At 43.2% G+C, this 22423-nt stretch carries 16 protein-coding genes, 5 tRNA genes and 1 pseudogene; 13 read left to right on the top strand and 9 right to left on the bottom strand.

What is annotated here, in order from left to right:
* The gene (locus tag LJ740_RS18945) at positions 1-1146 is read left to right on the top strand and encodes an imelysin family protein (protein ID WP_229530704.1); all 1146 of its coding nucleotides are present in this window, start codon (positions 1-3) and stop codon (positions 1144-1146) included.
* Between the two features lie 447 nt (positions 1147-1593).
* Entirely contained in the window at positions 1594-2856 is a 1263-nt protein-coding gene (locus LJ740_RS18950; RefSeq protein ID WP_229530705.1) for a PepSY-associated TM helix domain-containing protein, read from the top strand.
* A 53-nt stretch (positions 2857-2909) separates the two neighbouring features.
* Here LJ740_RS18950 and LJ740_RS18955 read toward each other — a convergent pair whose 3' ends face one another.
* Entirely contained in the window at positions 2910-5093 is a 2184-nt protein-coding gene (locus LJ740_RS18955) for a TonB-dependent siderophore receptor (protein WP_229530706.1), read from the bottom strand.
* A 429-nt stretch (positions 5094-5522) separates the two neighbouring features.
* Here LJ740_RS18955 and LJ740_RS18960 point away from each other — a divergent pair, with 429 nt between their 5' ends.
* Positions 5523-5804, top strand: coding sequence for a hypothetical protein (locus LJ740_RS18960; RefSeq protein WP_229530707.1), 282 nt, complete (start codon positions 5523-5525; stop codon positions 5802-5804).
* Here LJ740_RS18960 and LJ740_RS18965 read toward each other — a convergent pair.
* The 3 genes from LJ740_RS18965 to LJ740_RS18975 form a co-directional block, all read right to left on the bottom strand.
* Complete coding sequence (locus tag LJ740_RS18965; RefSeq protein ID WP_229530708.1) at positions 5799-6260, bottom strand: hypothetical protein; 462 nt, start codon at positions 6258-6260, stop codon at positions 5799-5801. The genes LJ740_RS18960 and LJ740_RS18965 overlap by 6 nt on opposite strands.
* 119 nt (positions 6261-6379) lie before the next feature.
* Positions 6380-8077, bottom strand: coding sequence for a methyl-accepting chemotaxis protein (locus LJ740_RS18970; protein ID WP_229530709.1), 1698 nt, complete (start codon positions 8075-8077; stop codon positions 6380-6382).
* A gap of 1274 nt (positions 8078-9351) precedes the next feature.
* Positions 9352-11376: an acyltransferase family protein gene (locus LJ740_RS18975; protein ID WP_324255635.1), complete on the bottom strand. Its 2025-nt coding sequence runs from the start codon at positions 11374-11376 to the stop codon at positions 9352-9354.
* Positions 11377-12012: 636 nt separating this feature from the next.
* Here LJ740_RS18975 and LJ740_RS18980 point away from each other — a divergent pair.
* The 5 genes and pseudogenes from LJ740_RS18980 to LJ740_RS19000 all read left to right on the top strand — a co-directional run.
* The gene (locus LJ740_RS18980; protein ID WP_229530711.1) at positions 12013-12411 is read left to right on the top strand and encodes a hypothetical protein; all 399 of its coding nucleotides are present in this window, start codon (positions 12013-12015) and stop codon (positions 12409-12411) included.
* Positions 12401-12676 (top strand): hypothetical protein, encoded by a 276-nt coding sequence (locus LJ740_RS18985; protein WP_229530712.1) that lies wholly within the window; start codon positions 12401-12403, stop codon positions 12674-12676. Before LJ740_RS18980 ends, LJ740_RS18985 begins: the two co-directional genes overlap by 11 nt.
* On the top strand, positions 12673-14283 hold the full coding sequence (locus LJ740_RS18990; RefSeq protein WP_229530713.1) for a PepSY-associated TM helix domain-containing protein: 1611 nt from the start codon (positions 12673-12675) through the stop codon (positions 14281-14283). Before LJ740_RS18985 ends, LJ740_RS18990 begins: the two co-directional genes overlap by 4 nt.
* A 68-nt stretch (positions 14284-14351) precedes the next feature.
* Positions 14352-16628 (top strand): TonB-dependent receptor, encoded by a 2277-nt coding sequence (locus tag LJ740_RS18995; protein WP_229530714.1) that lies wholly within the window; start codon positions 14352-14354, stop codon positions 16626-16628.
* 114 nt (positions 16629-16742) lie between these two features.
* Positions 16743-16895, top strand: a pseudogene (locus tag LJ740_RS19000) (transposase); the annotation flags it as partial.
* Between the two features lie 209 nt (positions 16896-17104).
* On the opposite strand, the gene LJ740_RS19005 reads toward LJ740_RS19000, so the two are convergent.
* From LJ740_RS19005 to LJ740_RS19025, 5 genes are all read right to left on the bottom strand, one after another.
* Positions 17105-17180: transfer RNA gene (locus LJ740_RS19005), tRNA-Val, on the bottom strand.
* A 53-nt stretch (positions 17181-17233) separates the two neighbouring features.
* Positions 17234-17309: transfer RNA gene (locus LJ740_RS19010), tRNA-Val, on the bottom strand.
* A 174-nt stretch (positions 17310-17483) separates the two neighbouring features.
* Positions 17484-17801 (bottom strand): AzlD domain-containing protein, encoded by a 318-nt coding sequence (locus LJ740_RS19015; RefSeq protein WP_229530715.1) that lies wholly within the window; start codon positions 17799-17801, stop codon positions 17484-17486.
* Positions 17798-18559: an AzlC family ABC transporter permease gene (locus LJ740_RS19020; protein ID WP_229530716.1), complete on the bottom strand. Its 762-nt coding sequence runs from the start codon at positions 18557-18559 to the stop codon at positions 17798-17800. Before LJ740_RS19020 ends, LJ740_RS19015 begins: the two co-directional genes overlap by 4 nt.
* A 98-nt stretch (positions 18560-18657) precedes the next feature.
* Positions 18658-19497, bottom strand: a complete 840-nt coding sequence (locus LJ740_RS19025; RefSeq protein ID WP_229530717.1) for an AraC family ligand binding domain-containing protein — start codon at positions 19495-19497, stop codon at positions 18658-18660.
* Between the two features lie 169 nt (positions 19498-19666).
* Here LJ740_RS19025 and gltX point away from each other — a divergent pair, with 169 nt between their 5' ends.
* The 5 genes from gltX (at position 19667) to LJ740_RS19050 (ending at position 22380) form a co-directional block, all read left to right on the top strand.
* Complete coding sequence (gene gltX, locus LJ740_RS19030; RefSeq protein WP_229530718.1) at positions 19667-21076, top strand: glutamate--tRNA ligase; 1410 nt, start codon at positions 19667-19669, stop codon at positions 21074-21076.
* A 124-nt stretch (positions 21077-21200) separates the two neighbouring features.
* A tRNA-Ala gene (locus LJ740_RS19035) sits at positions 21201-21276 on the top strand.
* 33 nt (positions 21277-21309) lie between these two features.
* Positions 21310-21385 (top strand) — tRNA-Glu (locus tag LJ740_RS19040).
* A gap of 141 nt (positions 21386-21526) precedes the next feature.
* Positions 21527-21602 (top strand) — tRNA-Glu (locus LJ740_RS19045).
* A gap of 361 nt (positions 21603-21963) precedes the next feature.
* On the top strand, positions 21964-22380 hold the full coding sequence (locus tag LJ740_RS19050; protein WP_229530719.1) for a hypothetical protein: 417 nt from the start codon (positions 21964-21966) through the stop codon (positions 22378-22380).
* The last annotated feature ends 43 nt before the right edge of the window (positions 22381-22423 follow it).

The raw sequence follows: 22423 nt of genomic DNA on the forward strand, positions 1-22423 counted from the left end.
ATGCTAAAGAAATTAATTGTATGTTCTATCAGTCTGCATCTGGTTTTTGCCTGCAGTAACGCAGAAAAGGTAGCTGAAAATCAGCATGCTGAGCAACACACTGAGGCCTCTAATGCAAACGGAAAGGCAAGTGCGCCAGATTATGAACAGGCGTACAGCAAGTTCCTGGAATTTGTTGCACAAAAACAGTTATTACCCGGCTATCAAGACTTCCATTCAGAGCTGAGCAATACCCTTGCAAATGTGCAATCGGGCTGTGCTGATATGGCGTTAAATACTCAGGAATTGGCCCAGTTGCAGGACCATTGGCGAGCCGCCATGAACCATTGGCAATCTGTAAATTGGTTTAAAATGGGGCCGGTTGCGGCAGAGAGTCGTCACAGTCGAATCCAGTATTGGCCGGACGGTAACCAGGCAGTTAAACGAGGCGTTGAAAAGTTGTTGTTAAGCAAAACCCCGGTCCTTGACTCGCTGGCCAACCAGAATGTCGGTGCGCAGGGGCTTCCGGCTTTGGAAGTGTTGTTATTTGAGCCCGCAGTGTACTCGGCCAATCCGGCAGATAAGTACTGTGAAGTAGTCCAGGCGATTGTGAGTAACCTGAATCAAATGGCAACAGAGGTAGTGGCAGAGTGGCAAAAGCCAAATGGATTTGCTGCGGCTTTTATGCAAGGACAAGAGCCGTATTCCGGTACTAAAGATGCGATGGAAGAGCTGCTGTCAAACTGGTTTGAACATTTTATTCTGCTTAAAGACAATAAAATGACCTATCCACTTGGCATAAGTGCTCCGGGCATACCGCAACTGGCGGAGTCGCCGTTCGCTGACCACAGCATGCAAAATTTACGGGTAAATCTGGCTGCCTCCGCGGCATTGATCAATGAAAACGAAGCACACAATCTTGTTGCTATTCTGGAGAATGCCGGAAAAACCGCATTAGCTCAGCAGATTAAGCAACAATGGCTTGCTGTTGCATCTGCTGCAGCGTCCTTACCTGTATCTTTTACGGCATTATTAGACGACGACGCTGAAAGAGCGCAACTACTCAAGGTCAAAGAAGAGATTAGTAACTTGCAACAACTGCTGGCTGAAGATATGACCAAAAGTCTGCAACTTACTATCGGATTTAATGCACTTGACGGTGACTAGTCACCGCGTGTGGGAGCCATTCCCGTTCATTTGTGTCCCCTAAGCGGTGCAAAGTTTAAAGGTATTGAGGGTGATAAAATTGTCGGGTAGAAATTAAATCTTTAGCCAACAGCTTTATTGTGAAGCCCTTTTGCAAGCAGAAAATTGAAGAAGCTGTAAATAACTATTTAAAACATCTGGAAGCTCAGTTGGTTTATTAATACCCTGGTAATTGCTGGCCCGGGAAAGGGTAGAAGTAGGTTAAACAGGCATTAACGATTATGGGGGCACTGGAAATTTGCGGGCACAAGTTTAATACTTGTAAATGAGAAGTGTAATCATTATTCTTACGTGTGGTGAGTGGCAATCCCTGCTTCGGTTGCTGATACACACGCCCTCTTAGTTGAAAACCACCAAACAACAGAATACCAAACTGCTATGCAGCAGGTGTTTGTGTGGGGAGTCAATGTGCACAATACCAATTCGGATATCCAGTCTGCTATGAACAGAGCCCTATGGTTTCGTATACACAGTTTTGTTGGTTTTAAACTGGCAATTTTGATGTCTTTTATTTTAGTTACCGGCACACTCGCTGTGCTATCTCACGAATTAGATTGGGCCACCAACAAGGCGATGCGCGTTTCGCCTGACTCGGTCAATCGGTTGCGCTTTGATTCGGTTTACCGCGCGGCGTATGCACATTCTGAGCAAGGGCGTTTAATGTACATCAACGCTCCCATCGATCCCTGGTTTGCAACAGAAGCCATCTACCAATATCCACAAGGCTTGCATCGGCATTATTTTCATCCTGACAGCGGGGCCTATCAGGGGGATGGACGTTGGTATAATTGGCAACGGTTTTTCAGAATGTCCCACCGTCACCTGATGCTTCCCACCGTCATTGGTATAACGGTTGTCGGGATTTTAGGGGTTTTTATGTTGCTGTCGTTGCTTACCAGCTTTGTTGTATATAAAGGTTGGTGGAAAGGCTTTAGTCGTCTGCCCAGAACCCGTAACAGGCAGCTATTTTGGGCTGATATGCACCGTCTTACCGGTGTCTGGAGTATGTGGTTTGTGCTGATTATTTCAGTAACGGGAGTATGGTATCTGGCAGAAAGATGGGGAGCTAACGCACAGTATCCACAACGGGCTAAAGCGGTTACTCAACAGGCTGTCAGCGAGGCGGTATTGCCTTCACCTGAGCGCTTTGAAGCATTGTTACATCAGGTGGCCGTGGAATATCCCGAGCTAAAAATAGAGCGAATCTTGTTGCCACAAAAAGCCGGTCAGACGGTCACTTTTCAGGGACAGGCAGAAGCGCTATTGGTGCGCCCACGTGTTAACGCGATGAGTTTTGATCCGGTCAGCGGAGAAACGTTGCAAATTCTGCAGGGGCAGGACATGAGCCTGCATGTTCGCATTTCAGAGGCTGCAGATCCTCTGCATTTTGGGACTTTCGCAGGCCTGACTTCTAAACTTATTTACTTTGTCTTCGGTATCGTTTTATGTGTACTTGCCATTAGCGGCACCTTTATATACGGTGTCAGAATTGCTAAAAACGACCGGCTATTGCGGCAATCGATTCAGCGCGAGGAGGCGGGAAGCAACGCGATTATCTGGCGAGCGGCAACAACTACAATGAGTTGGGGAAAGTGGCTTTCTGTGTTGTTTATTGCTGTATGTCTGGCACTTACTTTTTATATGTTTTCAGGGTTGTTTGACCTGTCCTGAATAAAAAAACGCTCCGTATATGGAGCGTTTTTAAAATAGGCTGGTTTATAGCCTTAGAAGTTGTAGTTAACCTCGACAAAGGCACTGCGGGTTTCGCCGGGGAAATGACCGGTTCTGTCCAGGAATCCTGATTCAGCGTATTCTTTGTCAAACAGATTGTCTATGCGCAGCAACACACTGTAGTTGTCAACTTCGTAAATGATTGAAGCATCAGCAATAAAATAGGACTTAACGGTTTGGCCAGACAGGCTCAGACGCTCATCTACATAGTCACCGCCAAAGGCTAACGCCAGGTTGTATTCCGGTAACTGGTAACGTGTCCAGAAACCTAAGGTATTGCGAGGGGCATTGGCAAATTGGTCGCCGACATTGTTGCTAAAGCCACCACTGCCATTATCTTTTGTGATAACCGCGTCATTGTATGCATAGGCCAAACTCAGTACCCAGTTTTCGGTTAAGTCAGACAACACTTCTATTTCCAGACCGTCACTGGTGACTTCGCCTAACGCAGCCAGGTTGTCACGACCATCATTCTCCGGATCTGTACCGGTATTTTGCAGAATATTCTGACGTTTAATCTGGTAAATTGCAGCGCGGAACAGGGTGGATTCATTAAACAGTTCGGCATTTATACCTAATTCAATAATCTCTCCGGTGACCGGATCAAAAGAGCCGCCCACTTCTGTTGCCTGGTTACCGATGCTTTGCGGTTGGTAGGAGTCTGCCCACTGCGTATAGATTGAGACATTTTCTGATGGTTTGTAAATTGCTCCCAGGCGAAACGTTTGTTCTGTATCATCAAAGTCACTGCCTGCTGAGCCATCTTCAAACTTGTCGGTTCTGATGCCTGCTACCAGGGTGAATTGTTGCCACGCCAGTTCATTGAGTAGATAGGCGCCCTGGCGCTTTTGCGTGGAAGACGAATCTCGGTAACTCGGTAAATAGCTGTCTGAGTCAGTTAATCCGTAATCCGGATCATTGAGTCTCAGTGGAACAATATCCGTTGCCAGCGATGTTCCCGACAGGTATCTGGACACTATCGCGGCGATATCATCATTACCGCTGTAAGGGCGATAGGTACCAAAGTAGCCGTCAAAATCGCCATCAAAATGCTCAATACCAAACGCGGTACGTTGTTGTGCACCGAATGCCGTTGACTGATATTCAAAGTTAATACCCACGGACGTAGATTGCTCTTCGCGGATTTGATCTCTAAATTCCCGAAGTACTAAATCGGGGATCTCATCCATGTCGAGGTCAATCAACACTCTGGGTTCGTGATATTGTTGATCTTGTTCATTATCGATAAACCGTACTTTCGCGTCATAGCTAAGATTACGGGTGATAGCACCTTCAAGGCTTACCTGAAAAACATCTGAGCGAAGGTTTAAAAAGTCGCTGGCTTCGTTATGATTCCAGCTCACATCGGTGTAGAACTCACCCTCATCATTGGTGGGCACACCACGTAATCTGTTGCCATCCAGATCCTGTGCATAATGGGTGTACTGGGTGGTGAGTAGGGCATTTTCAAATTCAAAGCGATAGCCCAGGTCGACAATGGTCACTTCGCTGGCGGTATTATCGCGAAATCCATCCTGTTCTTCGTAAAATAAGCCAACGCGACCACTTTGGTTGTTAAAGGTTTCTCCGGTTGCTTCTACCGAACCACCGAAACGCTTGTCAGTGCCTAAGATCAGGCGGGCATTTGCCTGTGTTTCAGTTTTGGGCTTTTTAGTGACATAGTTGAATATACCACCCGGATCACCTGCACCATATAGCATACCTGCCGGACCTTTTAAAAAATCTACCTGCTCGACATTAAACAGTTGCGGAACGTTGAACCCGACATAGGGATCTCCACGCAAGCCATCAAAGTAGATTTCTTCCTGACGAAAACCGCGTGCCGTTACGCCGGCATAACTGAATAAGCTGACACCGGCGATATTGCGATAGAGATCTTTGGCATCACGCGCTCCCTGGTCTTTGATAAGGTTTTCGTTGATGGACGTGATCATTTGGGTGGAATTGAGCGGGTCGACACTCAACTTCCCGGAATCGGATTCGCCGTTGCGATACAGATTAAGTGCCCGGCTGGTGACCTGAATTCTCTCCAGTGACTTTTGTTCTTGTTGTTCAGCCACCTGCGGTGTTACGTCAGATTCAACTTGTTGCGCCAATGTCTGAAGCGGCATATGTAGTGCGCCTAAAATACCCACTGCGATCAGTGATTGTCGCATTGGGAGTACTGAATTACGTGAGTTGGATGATAACATTTTTGAAAAATTCCAAATTGATAGTGTGTGCTTGAGTGTATAAAGAATAAGGATGTCGCGAATGATAAGGATTATCATTCATAGTAGCAAATTGTTTATACTGTTTTTATATAAAGATGAGGTATAAGCAAGACATCGATTTTTTAAATATGACTAAAAGTTGTATTTGCTTCACAATCTACTGGTCTGATTGGATTCTATGTAAACTGATAAAAATGATGATTACACTTTCAACTAGATAAGGATGGATTCAAATCAATTTAATAAAGATGTCTGAAGTGCTTGCATAATTCTTAACCTGAATCTTTAATTTAATCTGTACTGCACAAAAAGTGATAGCTCAATCGATTTTATAGCTGCTTTTACTGTGAGATGGTTGGCATCGGAGCCATTATGAAAATCCGTTTAACATGGGTGAGTCTTATTCTGGGATGTTTGCTGGTTATTAAACCGGGAATAAGTCTGGCTAATGACAAATCAATCGTACTGGTTTACCGCCAGCACAAGGAAACAGAAAATTACCACATTCCGGTACTCAGGAAAATTTATCGCGAATTGGGCTATCAGGTCGAGTTTGTAAAGGATTTAGAAAGAAAGTGTCGTTTATTAACAATTTATAAGAAATCCTTGACAGATCCGTTGACTGCTATCACCAATTTACCTTTTTGTCTATAAAGGTAATATTATAGCTACTCCTGCAACAATAGCCTTATCGCTGTCAATAAAGTCAATCGCAATTGTTGGTGCAATAATGAAAGATTCAAATGGATGCTCAAATGTTGCGCTTATTCTCCATAAATCCTTTTCTTTTGGCTTAGAGCCCCTAATTTGCTCCTCTCCGAAGCCTAAGCCGAATCGCCACTGGTCAGAAGGGTGGTAGAATAGAGAGCTTGCAAACAAATTAACCCCATCACCTTCATGTCCATCTATTGTCCTTTCCCAAACTGTTCCGACCCCGAATTGTTTATTAAACTTATATTCGTATTCTACTCCGAATGTAAAATCAGTTTCCCCGTCAAAATTGGTGGAACCTAGGAAAACTCCCGGAAAATGCTTAGCATCACCAGCCGCTAAAGCGTTAATACTTATAAGTGCACACAATGTCGTGAGTGAGTATTTTCTTAAGGTCATTTTTAGTCTTCCTATTTTTATACATGTAGCAACTGTATTTAAATCATAATTATCATATAACTAATTATAGTAGTTCTGGTTGCAGAGCAATATCATTCTATATTTTGGTTAACAACTAATCAGGATGTCTTGAAAATATTAATATTGGTACGTAGCTCTATCAATCGCTTCGCAATATTCTCATTAGCAACTGAAGTTTGCCTTGCGCCCACAGCAGTTTCTTCTGCTATTTGTGTGATGTTCATTAGTGTTTTGTTAACTTCTTGTGCAACCTGGGCTTGCTGTTCCGATGCAGCTGCAACCTGGGTATTAAGATCTGAAATTTGATTTACAGCATTCGCGGCCTCAACAAATGCCTTGGCGGTATCTTCCCCTTTGGTTAAACAAATTGCTGTACTGCTTTTGCCTTTTGCCATACTTTCTACAGCATTTGCTGATTCTGTTTGAAGTCTCTGCACAAGCTCTTGTATATTGATTGTTGATTCTCTTGTTCGTTGTGCCAGAGACCTGACCTCATCAGCTACTACCGCAAACCCGCGACCACTTTCTCCGGCTCTTGCTGCTTCAATTGCAGCATTGAGTGCGAGTAAATTGGTTTGCTCTGCGATACTTTGAATGGTATCAGTAACCGTACCTATACTATCTGTCTCAGCTACCAAACTAGCGATGACATTAGATGCGTCTTGAACTTGGTCAGCTAGTTGTTCAATAATAACTCTTGCTTCTCTGGCTGTTTGCTGCCCAGATGCAACTTTTTCTTTGACAGTTTCCGCCACAACACTGGCTTCATTTGTACTTCTTGCCACTTCTTGGGTGTTTGCACTCATTTCTTCAACCGCAGTGGCAACCATTTCAGTTTCAAGGTGTTGTGTTTCAACATTTTTTAAAGTTGCATCCATGGCTCGAAGCCCTTCTTCGGCAAGCTGACCTAGCTCATCAGCTTGAGTTGATACCCCTTTGATAACTTTGTTCAACAAGATCATAAACTTGTTGAATGCTCTGGCGACATCACCAGTTTCGTCTTTTCCGTTTTCGTCTAAACGGAGTCGCAGATCGCCATCTCCTTCAGATACGTTTTTCAGTCGTGATAATAGACTATTAATAGGTACGACAATTGAGCGACTTACAACAAATGGAAGTAAAACAGAAATTAACAGTGCAACAATGAATATTCCTACAATCATTTTAATAGCCAGACGTTCGACGGATTCAGCTTGTGTCGCTGACTCTTGCGTAAAGCTTTGGATTGAATCTAATAACATCACAACTTCATGGTCTATTTTATCTTCAATTTTTTCGACAACTGAAGCCTGCTTTATCATTTCATTAATTTGACCAGAATGGGCAAGTTGGAGTGCGTTTTTAGTTTCAATTTTCAGGTTTTCAAAATTCAATTGTATTAGTTTGAGTTTACTAAAAATTATCTGGTATTCCTTAGTTGTATCTTCACTATTTAAATTACTAATTGCCTCCTGAGTAAATAAAGCTGCCTTTTTTAGCTCATTTTCAGTTATTGTTTGATATTCTGTAACCAGCTTCACATTTTTTTTAAATTCTTCCTCGGCTCCCAGGTACCCCATGTTGACCAAAGTTGCCTTGAAGAATACTCTTTCCAGGAATATTGCTTGTTCAAGTTGATGTTCTGTGACTTTTGTCAATAGACGTGTTAGCGGGATATCTTCTTTTGCTATTTCTGTGATTTTAGCACCAAGTTTATTCATCTGAAAAATAGCTACAACCCCTATTAAAAAGATTGTAAGGAACTGTAAGAAACCTTGGAGGTAGATTTTCTGGTAAATTCTTAGATTTTTAAGCATAAATTGTAATTCTCACGAATTTCCGAATGTTTTTCGTTCTTGTTGTAGAGTTATATGGAAAGTTATTGTTAACTTAATAGCTGCTTTGAATTTTTCTGTCGACGTCGAATACTCTTCATTGTCAAAAAATATTTTATTTATTTTCAGTTGGAAAATTAAAAAATGTGCCAAGGTTTCTTCATGAAATTGAATTTCCTTTAGTTGATGTGAAACTGTATTGAAAAACATTTCATAGCTACAAGTGTGGTTGAGAATGTATTATTACCTGATGCCGCGTAAGATTTTCTTAAGTTAATCGCGTTTCGTAAATACATAGATCCTATTTTAATTTTGTAAGTATCTTAATTTTTTCAATTTGAAAAGTAGCATCGAAGTGTTTAAATTACCACTGCTAAACAACTTATTTTAGACTAAAGTATAATATGTGGAAGTGTATGTTTTGTTGTTTGTATTGCACATTTGGGCTTTAATATACTGTTTCTTTTTGAAATTAAAATTAATTGTAGGACGATACATATCAATGAAGTCTAATGGGGTAATATCAGTCGTAGTTACACTATGAGCAGTTTGAAAACGCGATGTTAAATTTTGAAAACTTCGCCATTTTGAAACGGCTTTATGAGGGAAAACAAACACTGAATCATTTTATACTACGTAAATCAGTCAATGAAAGTTACATGAGTCAACTGCTACCTGGTTTTCTGAAATTACTGAAGCAGGTGATCGTTAGCCCCCTATAAAGACTGGCCAAGACATTGACTTTTTGATTGCAACCGATACATGCTATGAGAGATAAGAAAGAATTAATGGGATGACTTAAGCGTTTCACAATAAAATGGAGATGTTATCCCACAGAACCTATGGCTTTAGTAACTTTGAAAGCTACAAGTTAGGAGCAACGACTTGATACCCAGCGCAAGGTAAACAGACTTATTCTGAACGGCTCCAGAGTCACGGCTGCGAACGACCAGGCAATCCAGATAGACCGTTCACTGCCACTGTGGATCAGCACCTGTCGGTACATCAAACTGGCAGCTCCTAAAGCGCAGTGCGGGTTTTAGTTTTTCGGGTTGCCACATGCCTGGCTTGATGACAACAGAATATCGAGGCAGAAACTCAATTAGCAGGTGTAATTAGTCGGACGCTTACAAAATATGAGGTAAAAACAACATTGGCAGAACATAGTCTGCCACAGCTGATCGTAAAAGCCTCTTACTAAAGAAAAAGGCAGAAGTTTAACGGTTGGTTAGTAGGTGCCCCCTTTTATTCAATATTTAATCATCTGAAACAGAAGATTGAACACCCTCAAGTTGACCGAAATTGTCGTTGGTTAAGACAAGCTTCTCAATTTTTATAAAATCTTCATACAATAATGTGCCTAACTTTTGAGAGCCCACTGCACTAAGGTGGTTGTTGTCGCGATATATAGGAACTTCGTCAATCTGTATTATGCATCGATCTTTTATTTGGTCGCACATTTTATTTTTTGGATCTATCCACAGAACGTTTTCATACTTTTTAGCCAATGTACTAAAGAAGTTGTCTAAACCTTTGCTTTTTGATGCTGCCTGACTTGCTGTAAGCGCACTTTCGCAATGACTACTGGCAGAAAATGGCCTCTGAATACAATCAAATGTATCAATTCCTGTGAGTGCAACCTGACTAAATAAAACAATCAACTTTCCGTTTATAGATAAGAAATCAATAAATTTTTCAAAGGCGAGCTTTATTTGCTCTTCATGTTCAGTACAGACTTGATTTTCGCAATATTTTATTAATACGCTTTTGCTGTCAAAATCATCGCCAAAATAATAGGACCAACCTGCTGATATGATGAAAACATCAAACTGTTCAAGTGCTTTAGTCAAAAGATTTCGATGATATTTTTTGCAATGTGGACTAATAATATCCGGCTCTACAAAGGAGATCGGCCCTTTATAATACCTGAACGCCGATATTCCAGGGATAGGCACACAACCTGAACCCGTATATCCTTCTACCGCAATGTTCATTTCTGAAAAGTGTGACCTAAACATAGGTATCAAATGTGTTGCATGACTGTCACCTATAATTGCTATATTAGTATAGGCTTTTTGGGGGAGCGAAAGTTCATTGTAGTTTTTTAAATCTTTATCGCTGATTGCTGGAGGGTGACCGAAATGAATACCTCTATCCTGAATTAACTTAATACTCACCAAAATCAACACTAGTAACAAAAAAATACATGTTACAACTAAATTTCTTCCTGCCCTGTCTTCAGAATAACCGAGAACTCTTAGAGGCTTCTCAATCATTGTATACACTAAACGCCCAGATACTATGATTAAAAAAAATAAAAAAAGTGTATCCAGAAATCTTTCAGAATTAAGGCCGAGATAAAATCCAAATACAACAATGGGCCAATGCACTAAATAAATAGAATAACTTGCTTCTCCTATAGGAATAAGCCATTTGTTAATTGCATTCTTGGCATATATTTTTTGATTGCCAGAGTAAATTAATAGTAATACTGAGATGCAAGGTAGTAGGTGTGAAATATAGGGTGACGGAAACTGAGTCTTATCTATAAGAATCCAAGAACCAATTATTAGGAACCACGCAAATAAAAATAATTGAGGAGATTGTTTATCAGGTATAAATCTTTGTATAAGATAACCTCCCATTCCTATACAAAACTCAAAAAGTCTGAATTGAGGTAGATAAAAAAGTGAATTATTAACATTAGCGGCTATTTGACCACTAGTAGGAATCCAAACAGATTTATCGGGTGTGTAATTTTTGAGCATGTAGATTAAAACTAAGTTAGTAATACTTACAAGAAACAACACAAATACTATTTTCCAAGTACCTAACTTTCTTCTCAAAAACAACATTATAAATGGTGCTATAACAAAAAATTGCTCTTCAATTGACAATGACCAGGTGTGTAACAAAGGGCGCTGGTAAGACTCTATGTCGAAATAATCTACATTTGCGTAGAAATAATAATTACTCATCTGAATCGCTGAAAAAAATAAAGATTCAGCGTAGGACAGTAGGAGCTTCGGAGAGAAAAGACAAAAAGCAACAATCGTTGTGAATATTAGAACAAAAATAAGTGAAGGAAAAAGCCGAATAATGCGACGATGGAAGTACTGCCTAAAAGAAAAACCTTCCTTTTTTTCCCTTTGTCGATCATCATTGCGAGAAAGTAACCTGATATAACGAAAAACATATCTACAGCAAGATGATCTCCGGCCAGCCAAGAAACTTTTAAGTGTCCAAGTACGATTACTAAAACCCCGACAGCTCGCAGGCAAGTTACGGATTTAATGGTATGAAAATTCATTCAGAAGGTGTTTAAAATTCCGTGTCAGTAGATTAAATGTTAAGCACATTACCCAGTCTGTCCATTTAAAGGATAGCCAACTGTGAAAGCGACTGAGTTTAATTCTGTACTGGCATAGGTCACTTTTCAATGGCTTTGAGTATGACCGCATACAGCTACTTTAACAAGCTGTTCTGGTTGGGAAATGCTCTCTTATTTTAAGATAATGACGATAAACGACTTCAATCGCGTTAGTAGTCGTATAGATAACCCCAAGTTATTTCCTACATGGTACGCCTAAAAATTGATTACAATTTTCAGGTCTGCACTTCATATTAAAACCACTTTATTTATCTTATTCAGACTTTTCGGACTTGCATGCAGGAAGTTTGCTGGTCTTTTCTGTTGCTGCTTTATCTTCTTCCTGGCCACTCAATTGAGATATCGAACGCTTCGCCAAATTTTTTACCTGTCAGGGGTACAGTCGGCAACAACAGAGCAATGGGGTAGACACTGAGAAAAGTGACACAGCCAGATACACGCACCGAATTATGTGGATTAGGAAACCGGATTTTCAAATGTTAAAAATAATAATGCAAGTGATTATAATTTGTATTAATAGTATTAAATGGTGCGAATTTCGATTAATATTCCCGCTACTGTAAAAACACCTATTCCAGATAATAAATCTATGGTTTTTGTCATTAATAGCGCAGCGTTGATCTTGTGCTGGCTGGGTATCCTGATGGTCTATCTGGCGTCGGAGCGTCAGGCTGTATTGTCACGTCCTTTAGCCAAACCATTGGGCTGGTTTCTGTTCAGCCTTAGTTTGCCTGGGGCATTTTTGTTGCTACTAAATCTGCATAACTGGCTAGCTGCAGTGCTGATCCTTCTGGTGATGATTATGCTTGTTTGGATTGCTTTGGCGTTGATTGCTCCTTATTTCCCTCAGCAGCGGTGGCTTCTGATCCATGGCACGGTACTAACGACCATTACGGCTCTGATTGGTGGCTTTTATGTGGTCTGAATCGCTATGGACCAAATCCTTAATCGGCCTTTTGCTCGGCTTTTTACTCAGCATGAGTCTGTTTATCAATATTGGCTTTGCCGTACCGATTCCCAGAGATGTATTTCTGTTAATCGCGGTTATTGGTGGGTTTACGCTTTGGAGTATTTTGATTAGTTGGTTTTACTCTGTGAAGTCAATTAAAAAGCCGGTGTTAATTTGCCTGGCAGGCTTTCTCCTTTCTGCGCTGTTCAATTACTGGTTTTACGCACAGGGTGGTTTATGAAATCAGAAACATTAAAAAATGCACTCAATGCTCATGGCTGGGTCGGCTTAATTATCTCATTGCCACTATTCATTGTATTTTGGGCTGGCGCGATTACGTTTTTTCATGCAGAAATCGACCAGTGGGCGAAACTGCCATACTACGACATTGATACCAAAGCGAAAGCCAGTGGAAATCGCATAAACTACAATCACATCGTAGAAGAGCAAATTCGCACCCATAGTATTTTACCGGGTGAACGCATATCTGTGCGATTCCCCAATGACAAAATGCCGTATTTGCGAATGTATTTTCAGGTGCCGATAGCGCCCGCGGCAGCAGCGGAAAGTGCGGATGTTAAAGAAGCACAACAACAGATTAAAAAAGAATACAAAGATATTCTTGTTGATCCATACAGCGGTGAGGTTTTTACCGAGCACAGCCCTTTTGAGTTATCCAATTTTATATACCAGTTACATTACAACTTACGCCTTCCTCAAGGTCTGTATATCGTTGGACTGATCACCTTATTTTTCTTTGTCATTATCATCACTGGCGTCGTTGTTCAGCTGAAAAACCTTGTTAAAAACTTTTTTCTGTATCGCAAAGATCAGAATACTCGCTCGCAGATGAACGACATGCACAACGTTGTCGGTGTTATCAGCCTGCCTTACGCCATCATGTATGCGTTAACCGGCGTAATACTCAACCTTCTGATTCTGGTACAAATCCCCAGTGCTCTGTTGCTTTACAATGGTGATACGGATGCTATTGCGCAAGACGCAGGATTTTACAATCACAGGGGTGAAGCATCAGGTGAATCTTACCCCATGCCAGACTTAAGTGACTTTGCAGCGAGCCTGGCGCAACAAAACGATGCAGAAGTGACTGGCCTGAACTTATTTGGGTATGGTGACAAAAGTGCAGTTATCCAGGCCATTGGAATCTACAACACGGGTTTTAACCAGGCATTTACCCGCTATTATCAGGTTGTCAGCGATAGTTACCCCGATGATATGAACCTGCCAGAAGACAACGCATTTTCAACCGGATTACTGATGTTGTATTCCATGCATTTTGCCAATTTTGCGGGCACAGATATGCGACTCATTTACTTTGTACTTGCGATGGCATTCTGCGCCATGATCGTAGCCGGGAACGTGTTATGGGTAGTGAAACGTCAGCAAAAAAACGCTTACCCCAAGACGCTGGCTTTTACCCGGGGGGCCACTCTGGGTGCCTGTATCGGCGTGATTACGGCGACAGCGTTTGCCTTTTTATTGGAAAGGACACTGCCAGAAGCCACCCACGAGCGGGAACACGTGATTGAATATGCGTTTGGATTAACCCTGCTACTTATCACTATCGCCGGATTCTTTGCCAAAAAGCTACGCCCATTTATCGGTGTGAATTTGATAGCCAGTAGCGCGTTGCTGGCCCTGACAGTCATCTTCGAGTGGCTTGTTTTAGGACAGACCATGACACGGTTGATATCGAATGGGTACTACATACCTGGCTACGTTAGTGCGGGTTTATTGCTGACCGCAATCATACTGCTGGCAACGGCAGTTAAAGTGCTGAAATACCAAACCTCACCAGCAGAAAACCACACCGCAATGAACAACTAAACCTGATCTGGTCTCACACAAACTCCAAAGATATTAACAATTTTCGGTTTTACTAAAGGAAACAAACAATGAACAATTTCTCCAAAAGCAGTTTAGCCATTGCCGTCGGACTCGCTTGCTTTTCGGTTTCGGCACAACAAAATGAAGTCTCAGAAAAGCAAGTTGAGCGCATTATTGTTACCGGTCAAAAGCTGGCCAATACGCTCCAGGAAACCAAAGAAAGTGTCGCCGTATTTACCGCAGAGTCTCTGGAGCAACGCAACCTGGAAGATCTGGGAGATGTGTTTTTGCAAACTCCGGGTGTAACCGGCGATCAGTTCAGTTTTCGCATTCGCGGTGTCAGAAACAGTGATGGTGCTTCTCTGCCTAATCGCGGTGATTTGGCATCCATCGTTATTGATGGCGTAACGCTGACCGGCTGGGTAAAAAACGAAGCCGCCGGAAAGCTCTGGGATGTAGGCCAGGTTGAGGTATTGCGAGGCCCACAATCCACTAACCTTGGCCGGAATGCTTTGGCAGGTGCAGTTGTTATTAACACTGCCGATCCAACTTTTGAAAATGGCGGAAAAATTAGATTTGGGGCCGGAGAATACGGCAGGCAGGAGATAAAAGGGGCAGCCAACTTTAGTCTGGTCGACGACGTCTCAGCTATTCGACTGGCTGTGGAGCAAAACGAATCCGATGGCTACGTTACTAACGTAACCCGCAACGAAGACGATTACGGTCACGCAAATAATAATGTTTATCGCCTCAAGTGGCTGTATCAGCCAACTGAAGACGTTAAATCTGTGTTTTCTTATCAACGGATTGAAAGTGAATACGGTGGAACCAGTTCATACCTGGTGGACGGTTATGACAAAGAAGATCGCGTTACAACAGCAGATTCGGAAGCCAAATTTGACACTGACGCCGACCTGTTTTCACTGAATATTGATTATGCCATTAATAACAACTGGTCTTTAAAGAGCATCTCGGCTTTTCAAAGCGGTGAGCGGGTGAGATTGAGTGATTCAGACCAGACCCCCAGTCAGGTGGGCAGCGGTGGTGGCACGATTAATCGCACCAGCGAAGATAACAACTGGTCACAGGAATTTCGTGCTAACTACATAGGCGACGGTATTCGCGGAAGCTCGGGTTTGTACGTGTCAGAAATAGAAGCAAAGCGGAGCCAAACCAGTGTACTTGACTATAATCTGCCGGTGCTGTTTGATGACTTCATGCCTGGTCTTGGTGCAGTTTTAACAACTACAGCTGTGCTGCCCGTTGCATTGTATGAACCGTACTTTGATATTGCACAGTCAGGTAAAACCAACGTGGACACCTCAAACTGGGCGGTGTTTTCTGAATGGGAGCTCGATCTGGGTGACAATTGGGTATTGAATGCGGGATTGCGTTACGACATTGAAGAGCAGGAATATCTGACAGCAACTAATACTCAGTCTGATTACGTGCTACCTTCGATGGGCGGTCCATTTGGCGGTGTTGACTTAGGTGGCGTCACGATCGATCAGATTATTTTCCTGGTCAATTCACAGTTACAGGGCCTGATTACCGCTATTCCTGAGACTAAACAGAAAGAAGATTTCAGTAGTTTTCTGCCTCATGCCGGTGTGACCTATAGGTGGAACGACGATGTTTCAACCAGCTTCTTTGTCAAGAAAAGCTATCGCTCAGGGGGTTCTGAACTGACGCTGCTTAACGGCATCAATAATTTTGACGCAGAAGAACTATGGAACTATGAATTTTCGCTGCGCGCAGTGGTGCTCGACAGCAAAGGGGTATTTAACGCTAATATTTACTACAGCGACTGGACCAAACAGCAGGTTTCTATCCAGGAACCTGGTACCAGTAATTCTGCTTTCACTATGACGGTTAATGCCGGTGAATCCACCTTGTCTGGTGCCGAGCTTAGCTTTACCTATGAATTAAGTGATACGTTGGATTTGTTCACCGGTATTGCACTATCCCAGACTGAATACGACACATTCGAGTCACCGGATGGTTCAGCTGATTACAGTGGTAACTCGTTTGCCTTTGCCCCGGAAGAGACGGCGGTTATCGGTTTGAATTATGCCAACGACAGTGGCTTTTTCCTCAGTGCCAATGTGACTTATACCGGCTCGACCTACTCAGATGTTGCCAATACCCGTGAGCTTAACAGCTATACGCTGGTGAACGTAAATGGTGGCTACGAATTGGACAACCTAAAGTTTGAAGTTTATGTTCGTAACCTGACTGATAAGCTATACGACATCAGTAATAACTTGTCGTCGGCAGACGGTACCCAGGGATACACCTTAGGAGCTCCACGAGAGGCTGGGGCCAGAATCACTTACTCTTTCTAACTAAAGACAGCAAACTCACCTCCGGGGGAGGTGGGTTTGCTTTTGTTCTTCTCACTTCTTAATCAACAACACCTCAATATACACAAACCTTGATCGTCCCTTAACACAAAACTCAGCAACTGGCTGCAACCGATTGTGGCTATGTGTCGTTTTACAAGAAACAACGGCATTACAGAAGGCTTCCACAACAAAATGGAAATGATATCCAGACGCGCCTATGGCTTCAGAAATTTTGAAAATTATAGAATAAGAGTGATGACCCATTGTGGATGGGTGAGGACCGCCCGGAAACAGGGAATACCTGGACCTGTTTCAGGTCCGAACGCGAGACAAGTGGACGTCGAGCTGGAAGCCGCCACCATGGAAGGATTAAACCTCGTTGGTGGAAATCAACTGCTATTGATTACATCAAGGTAATTTACGAATTAACAGAACGAGATGAATGCTGATCCCCCGTTAAGTGGGTAGATCCAAAGTGGTGGGCGCTACTGGACTTGAACCAGTGACCCTCGCCTTGTAAGGGCGATGCTCTCCCAACTGAGCTAAGCGCCCACATAAAATGTGGATTGTTGAAGCCTGAAACGAAATCACTTTAGAGGTTAAAGTGGTGGGCGCTACTGGACTTGAACCAGTGACCCTCGCCTTGTAAGGGCGATGCTCTCCCAACTGAGCTAAGCGCCCGTTTCTTGCTTCGCTTACCGTCTCCGGTAAGTGGAGCGCCATTATAGGGATGCGCCGAAAACTGTCAACACCTAATCTAAAAAAAGTTAGTTAACTGGCTATTAATTCTACGTTGTTGTAATTGAATGTTCATTTTAAAAACACTGTGCCTGTAATTTGCACAATATGGCTGATTTACATCAGCCACCACCGGGCTAAAACAAACACTGCCATGCCCGTCAAAATAGTGATCAACATGTTCTTTTGTAACCGGGCGATAATAAAAGCACTTAACACAGCCCACAAATAAGGATTACTTCCTGACAGTTGCAGCTCCCGTTGCTGAAAGAAACTGGATTGCACTATGATGACGGTCAGTACTGCAACAGGTACATATTGCAGAGCATCCTGAATCAGCTTTGGAAAACGCAATCGCTCAGACAAAGCAAAGGGCAGGTACCTGGGAATAAAGGTAACTATGGCCATGGCTGCAATCAAAAGAATTTCATTCATACCTGTTCCTCCTGCAACTGACTATTTGTTTTTTTGCTGGAGCGCTCTGAAAACACACCTACAGCGATGGCGAAAAAGGCGGAGAACAATAATCCCAGCTGATAGGGCCAGTGATAAGTCAGTACTGCTGCAATAGCCGCTGCAATCATACAATACCAGTGACTGCTGGTTTTTAATGACGCCACCACAATGCCGGTAAAGGCCACAACCATAGCCACATCCAGGCCAAAATGTTGCAATTTAGGGAACTGGGCACCCACGGCAAAACCCATTGCGCTCCAGAATATCCAGTTAATATACATCAACAGTGAGGAGCCAGCGTAAAACCAACCCAGATGCTGTTTATTTTGAGTTGCGCGATTTACCACCACTGCAAAGGTTTCATCTGTCAGCGAAAAGGCCATGGCCACCTTTTGCCAGACGCTCTGTGTTTTTAAAAACGGGGTCAATGTCATGGCGTACAGGGTATGTCGCAGGTTTACCAAAAACACGGTAAATACGATTATGGGAAATTGCGCGCCGATGGCCATCAGGTTAAGGGCGATAAATTGTGAGGCCCCAGCGAAAACGAACATGGAAAGGGCAATAACTATCCAAAAACTCAATTGCAGTGCTTCGCCCAATGCGCCATAAACGATTGCAAACGGGATTGCCGCTATAATCAAAGGTAAACTGATTAACGCGCCTTGTGCAAACGTCTGACCCGGTGTGGGGGAGGGTAAAGGGCTATTGTCTGCATTTATTAATTGTTCGCTCATTGATTATAGACTCCTGCAATCAGCGATGAATTTCTGTTTCAGATAATAAAATGTTGGATAACGTTGCGCTTGTACATAATTGACCTGAAATAGATTATTTAATTTTGTGCCATCCAGGCTTTCTGAAAACGGCCAGGTGTGGTGCCCCACATGCGAACAAAATGTCGATTAAAGTGACTTTGGTCATTAAACCCAACAGCAATACCTGATTCTGTGGCACTTAAACCGGATTTTAATAGATCAGTGGCTTTTAACAGGCGCTTTTGATTTTGCCAGGCATGTGGCGGTAAACCCATGGTCTTTTGGAAAACACGAATTAAATAAAAAGGGTTTAAACCGGTTAATTGCGACAACTCTTCGGTAGTGATGGAATTGTGCAAATTCGCCATGATGTAATCACAGATTTGTCGCGCCGCCTTTTTATCTTTCTGGGCTTTCAACGGTGAGACAATGCCAGAGGCATGCCTCAATACCAACTGGCTCATCACCTGATAATAAATAGACTGGATCTCCAGGCTGTTAGTCTCAGTATTGGCCAGACTGAAAAACGTTCTGAATTGCCGGGCTAAATCTCTGTCAGAAACAACCGGATCTTTGAATAGTGGTGAACCTGTCTGGTTGGCAAATTGCGACAAGACTTCATTGAACATGCTTTCCAGCGGATAAATAGCCCGGTAGCGCCAGCCTTGTTCTGTGGCGGTTTGCCCATCGTGTATCTGGTCGGCGTTTACCAGAATAATGCAGTTTTCGCTGGCAATGTGGTTGCCACCACTGCGATAGAAGCGCTGTGCACCTTGCTCAATTACGCCTATGCAATAACCTTCGTGAGCGTGCCTGGAAAAACACTGCTTTTTAAATTGCGCGTTGAGCAGGGGCAGGTTGTCCAGTTCGGGAATAAACCGGTATTCAGCTTGCTCTTTAGTCAGGGCCAGGCTCACGAATTAGCGCTCTGTGATTTTTCAGGTAGTCAGAGTGCATGAAAAATGCCTGACTGAATAGTACAAAATTGACTATTTTTGCTGAAGTGATAGGCCGGATACCATTCTTTTTGATCGTATTCGCTGTTAAAATGCGCGCACTTTTTTAAAACTCTTCATTAGGATAAACATGACAGTAGCGACGCGTTTTGCGCCCAGTCCCACCGGTTATTTGCACGTTGGTGGTGCCAGAACCGCATTATATTCCTGGTTATACACCAAAAATAAAGGCGGCAAATTTGTATTAAGAATCGAAGATACCGATATCGAACGTTCCACTCAGGAAGCGATAGATGCCATCTTAGAAGGAATGCAGTGGCTTGGTTTAGATTGGGACGACGGCCCTTACTATCAAACTAAGCGTTTTGATCGCTACAAAGAGTTAATTCAACAGTTGTTGGATGAAGGTAAAGCCTACAAGTGTTTTATGCCAGCTGCGGAACTGGATAAGATTCGCGAAGAGCAAATGGCCAAAGGCGAAAAACCCCGTTATCCAGGCACCTGGCGAGAGCGCACTGATCACCCGGAAGGGCAGCCTTATGCTATTCGTTTCAAAAACCCGCTGGAAGGCAAGGTGGTTATCAATGATCACATTCGCGGTAAAATAGAAATCGCGAATAGTGAATTGGATGATTTGATTATTCAGCGTAGTGACGGTACGCCCACTTATAATTTTTGTGTGGTGGTTGATGACTGGGATATGGGTATTACTCACGTAGTGCGTGGTGAAGATCACATTAACAATACGCCTCGTCAAATTAATATCCTGCAAGCGCTGGGGGCTCCGTTACCTGAATATGCACATGTTTCCATGATTTTGGGTGACGATGGTAAAAAGCTGTCAAAGCGTCACGGTGCTGTCAGCGTTATGCAATATCGCGATGATGGCTATTTGCCACAAGCATTATTGAATTATCTGGTGCGTCTGGGCTGGTCTCATGGCGATCAGGAAATTTTCAGTAAAGAAGAAATGATCGAATTGTTTAACCTTGATGCGATCTCATCTTCGGCTTCTGCTTTTAATACCGATAAGTTGATCTGGTTAAATCAACATTACATGAAAACCTTGCCAGCTTCAGAGGTGGCAGAACATTTAAAATGGCACTTTGAGCAACTGGGTGTTAATACTGAAAATGGTCCGGCACTGGAAGCCATTATCGCTATCCAGGCAGAGAGAGTGAAAACCCTGAAAGAGCTGGCGCAAATCAGTCAGTACTTTTACCAGGAATATGACGAGTTTGATGCGGGCGCTGCGAAAAAGCATTTACGTCCGGTGGCAAAAGATGCTCTGGAGTTGGTCGCGACTAAATTAGCAGCAGTTGAAGACTGGCAACCGGAAAACATTCAGGCGGCAATCAATAATACTGCTGAAGAATTGGGCGTAGGTATGGGTAAAGTGGGTATGCCTTTGCGTGTTGCAGTAACCGGGTCTGGCAATTCGCCATCATTGGATGTGACATTAAACCTGTTAAATAAACAGCAAATTGCGCAACGAATCGACAAAGCGCTGAAATTTATAGCAGACAGAGAAAATAACTAAAAAAACCTTAAAAAAAGGTTTGACATAAAAACGTCACGTCTCTATTATGCGCCCCGCTGTCACGGAATGACAGACCAGCACAAAGGAATGACCGTAATCCTTACTTAAAGTGAAGGTTACAAATGGGGCCATAGCTCAGCTGGGAGAGCGCTTGCATGGCATGCAAGAGGTCGGCGGTTCGATCCCGCCTGGCTCCACCAAGTTCTCCTTGAGAACTGAAAATTGTCCTAAGTGTCCCCTTCGTCTAGAGGCCTAGGACACCGCCCTTTCACGGCGGTAACAGGGGTTCGAATCCCCTAGGGGACGCCACTTACTTTGTAAGTGCGGACATTGAAATTGAAGAGCACTAGGCCGCTCATCATCCACTTTCAAAATGGCGCTATCCATTTAAACTGGCTTACCAGTATGTACCTAGGCAATTACTGGTAATAAGATTTGTGGCAGTTTACTGTCCCCTTCGTCTAGAGGCCTAGGACACCGCCCTTTCACGGCGGTAACAGGGGTTCGAATCCCCTAGGGGACGCCAAACAAGAAAGCCCGACCATTTATGGTCGGGCTTTTTTTTTGTGCACTCTTTGGGATTCCGAAGTCGCAGGGTTCGACCAGATTGCCGGGAGCAATCTGGAACGCGCTTCAGCGCGGCCGCGAAGCGACGGAATACAGGACGTATTCCGTAATCCCTTGCGCCGATGCCTCAGTTTTTCTCAGTTTAAATTAGTCTATATTCCTGCTTGCAACCGGGCTTTTTTTTGCTTTTTGCTTTGTGCTTTGTGCAGGACTCACTCATGTCGTCGAACGTTTTACTTCCGAATGTTCACTTCAGGGTTTAGCCCGATGCTGCTAGTTGTTATAGTGCAGGCAAGTTCAACAGCACAGAGAACAACATCTTGAATCACTATTCATTTATTGCTGCCAGCGACGCAGATCTGATGACCCTCAACGACGCCCGGGCCCGTTCAGACATTCAGGTGACATTGACCTTGTCCTCTTTAGTTGAGTTAAGCACCTTAATCAGCCTGTTGCAGTCCGGGTTGTCGTTGGCGCTGAATATTAATATCGAAGGTGTTAAAGAAGTCTGGAGTGTCTCTGAAGAACTGCAGGAAGTTGAGCAAGCCGACTTTGATGGCTTCTATACAAGGTGGCTGGCGAAAACGCAGCGAATAGATAGTGACGCTGAAAGGGACATGATGCAGCGGTTTCAGCGTTTTTTACCCGAATTTAATACAGCCAGAAACAAGTTGATTCTGCTGGAGCCAAAGTTACAGACCACGTTATTCGAATCCTCAGTCACCCGCGTTCAGTGATCTGCAGTTATTGGTGTATCTGACTAGCTATCAAGGTCTGCTT

The organism is Planctobacterium marinum (assembly GCF_020687805.1).
Taxonomy (GTDB): domain Bacteria; phylum Pseudomonadota; class Gammaproteobacteria; order Enterobacterales; family Alteromonadaceae; genus Planctobacterium; species Planctobacterium marinum.

Bases quoted from the DNA above. Each gene is read 5' to 3' on its own strand.
- LJ740_RS18945 (WP_229530704.1), top strand. From the start codon at position 1: ATGCTAAAGAAATTAATTGTATGTTCTATCAGTCTGCATCTGGTTTTT.
- LJ740_RS18955 (WP_229530706.1), bottom strand. From the start codon at position 5,093: ATGCGACAATCACTGATCGCAGTGGGTATTTTAGGCGCACTACATATG.
- LJ740_RS18960 (WP_229530707.1), top strand. From the start codon at position 5,523: ATGAAAATCCGTTTAACATGGGTGAGTCTTATTCTGGGATGTTTGCTG.
- LJ740_RS18965 (WP_229530708.1), bottom strand. From the start codon at position 6,260: ATGACCTTAAGAAAATACTCACTCACGACATTGTGTGCACTTATAAGT.
- LJ740_RS18970 (WP_229530709.1), bottom strand. From the start codon at position 8,077: ATGCTTAAAAATCTAAGAATTTACCAGAAAATCTACCTCCAAGGTTTC.
- LJ740_RS18980 (WP_229530711.1), top strand. From the start codon at position 12,013: ATGGTGCGAATTTCGATTAATATTCCCGCTACTGTAAAAACACCTATT.
- LJ740_RS18985 (WP_229530712.1), top strand. From the start codon at position 12,401: ATGTGGTCTGAATCGCTATGGACCAAATCCTTAATCGGCCTTTTGCTC.
- LJ740_RS18990 (WP_229530713.1), top strand. From the start codon at position 12,673: ATGAAATCAGAAACATTAAAAAATGCACTCAATGCTCATGGCTGGGTC.
- LJ740_RS18995 (WP_229530714.1), top strand. From the start codon at position 14,352: ATGAACAATTTCTCCAAAAGCAGTTTAGCCATTGCCGTCGGACTCGCT.
- LJ740_RS19015 (WP_229530715.1), bottom strand. From the start codon at position 17,801: ATGAATGAAATTCTTTTGATTGCAGCCATGGCCATAGTTACCTTTATT.
- LJ740_RS19020 (WP_229530716.1), bottom strand. From the start codon at position 18,559: ATGAGCGAACAATTAATAAATGCAGACAATAGCCCTTTACCCTCCCCC.
- gltX (WP_229530718.1), top strand. From the start codon at position 19,667: ATGACAGTAGCGACGCGTTTTGCGCCCAGTCCCACCGGTTATTTGCAC.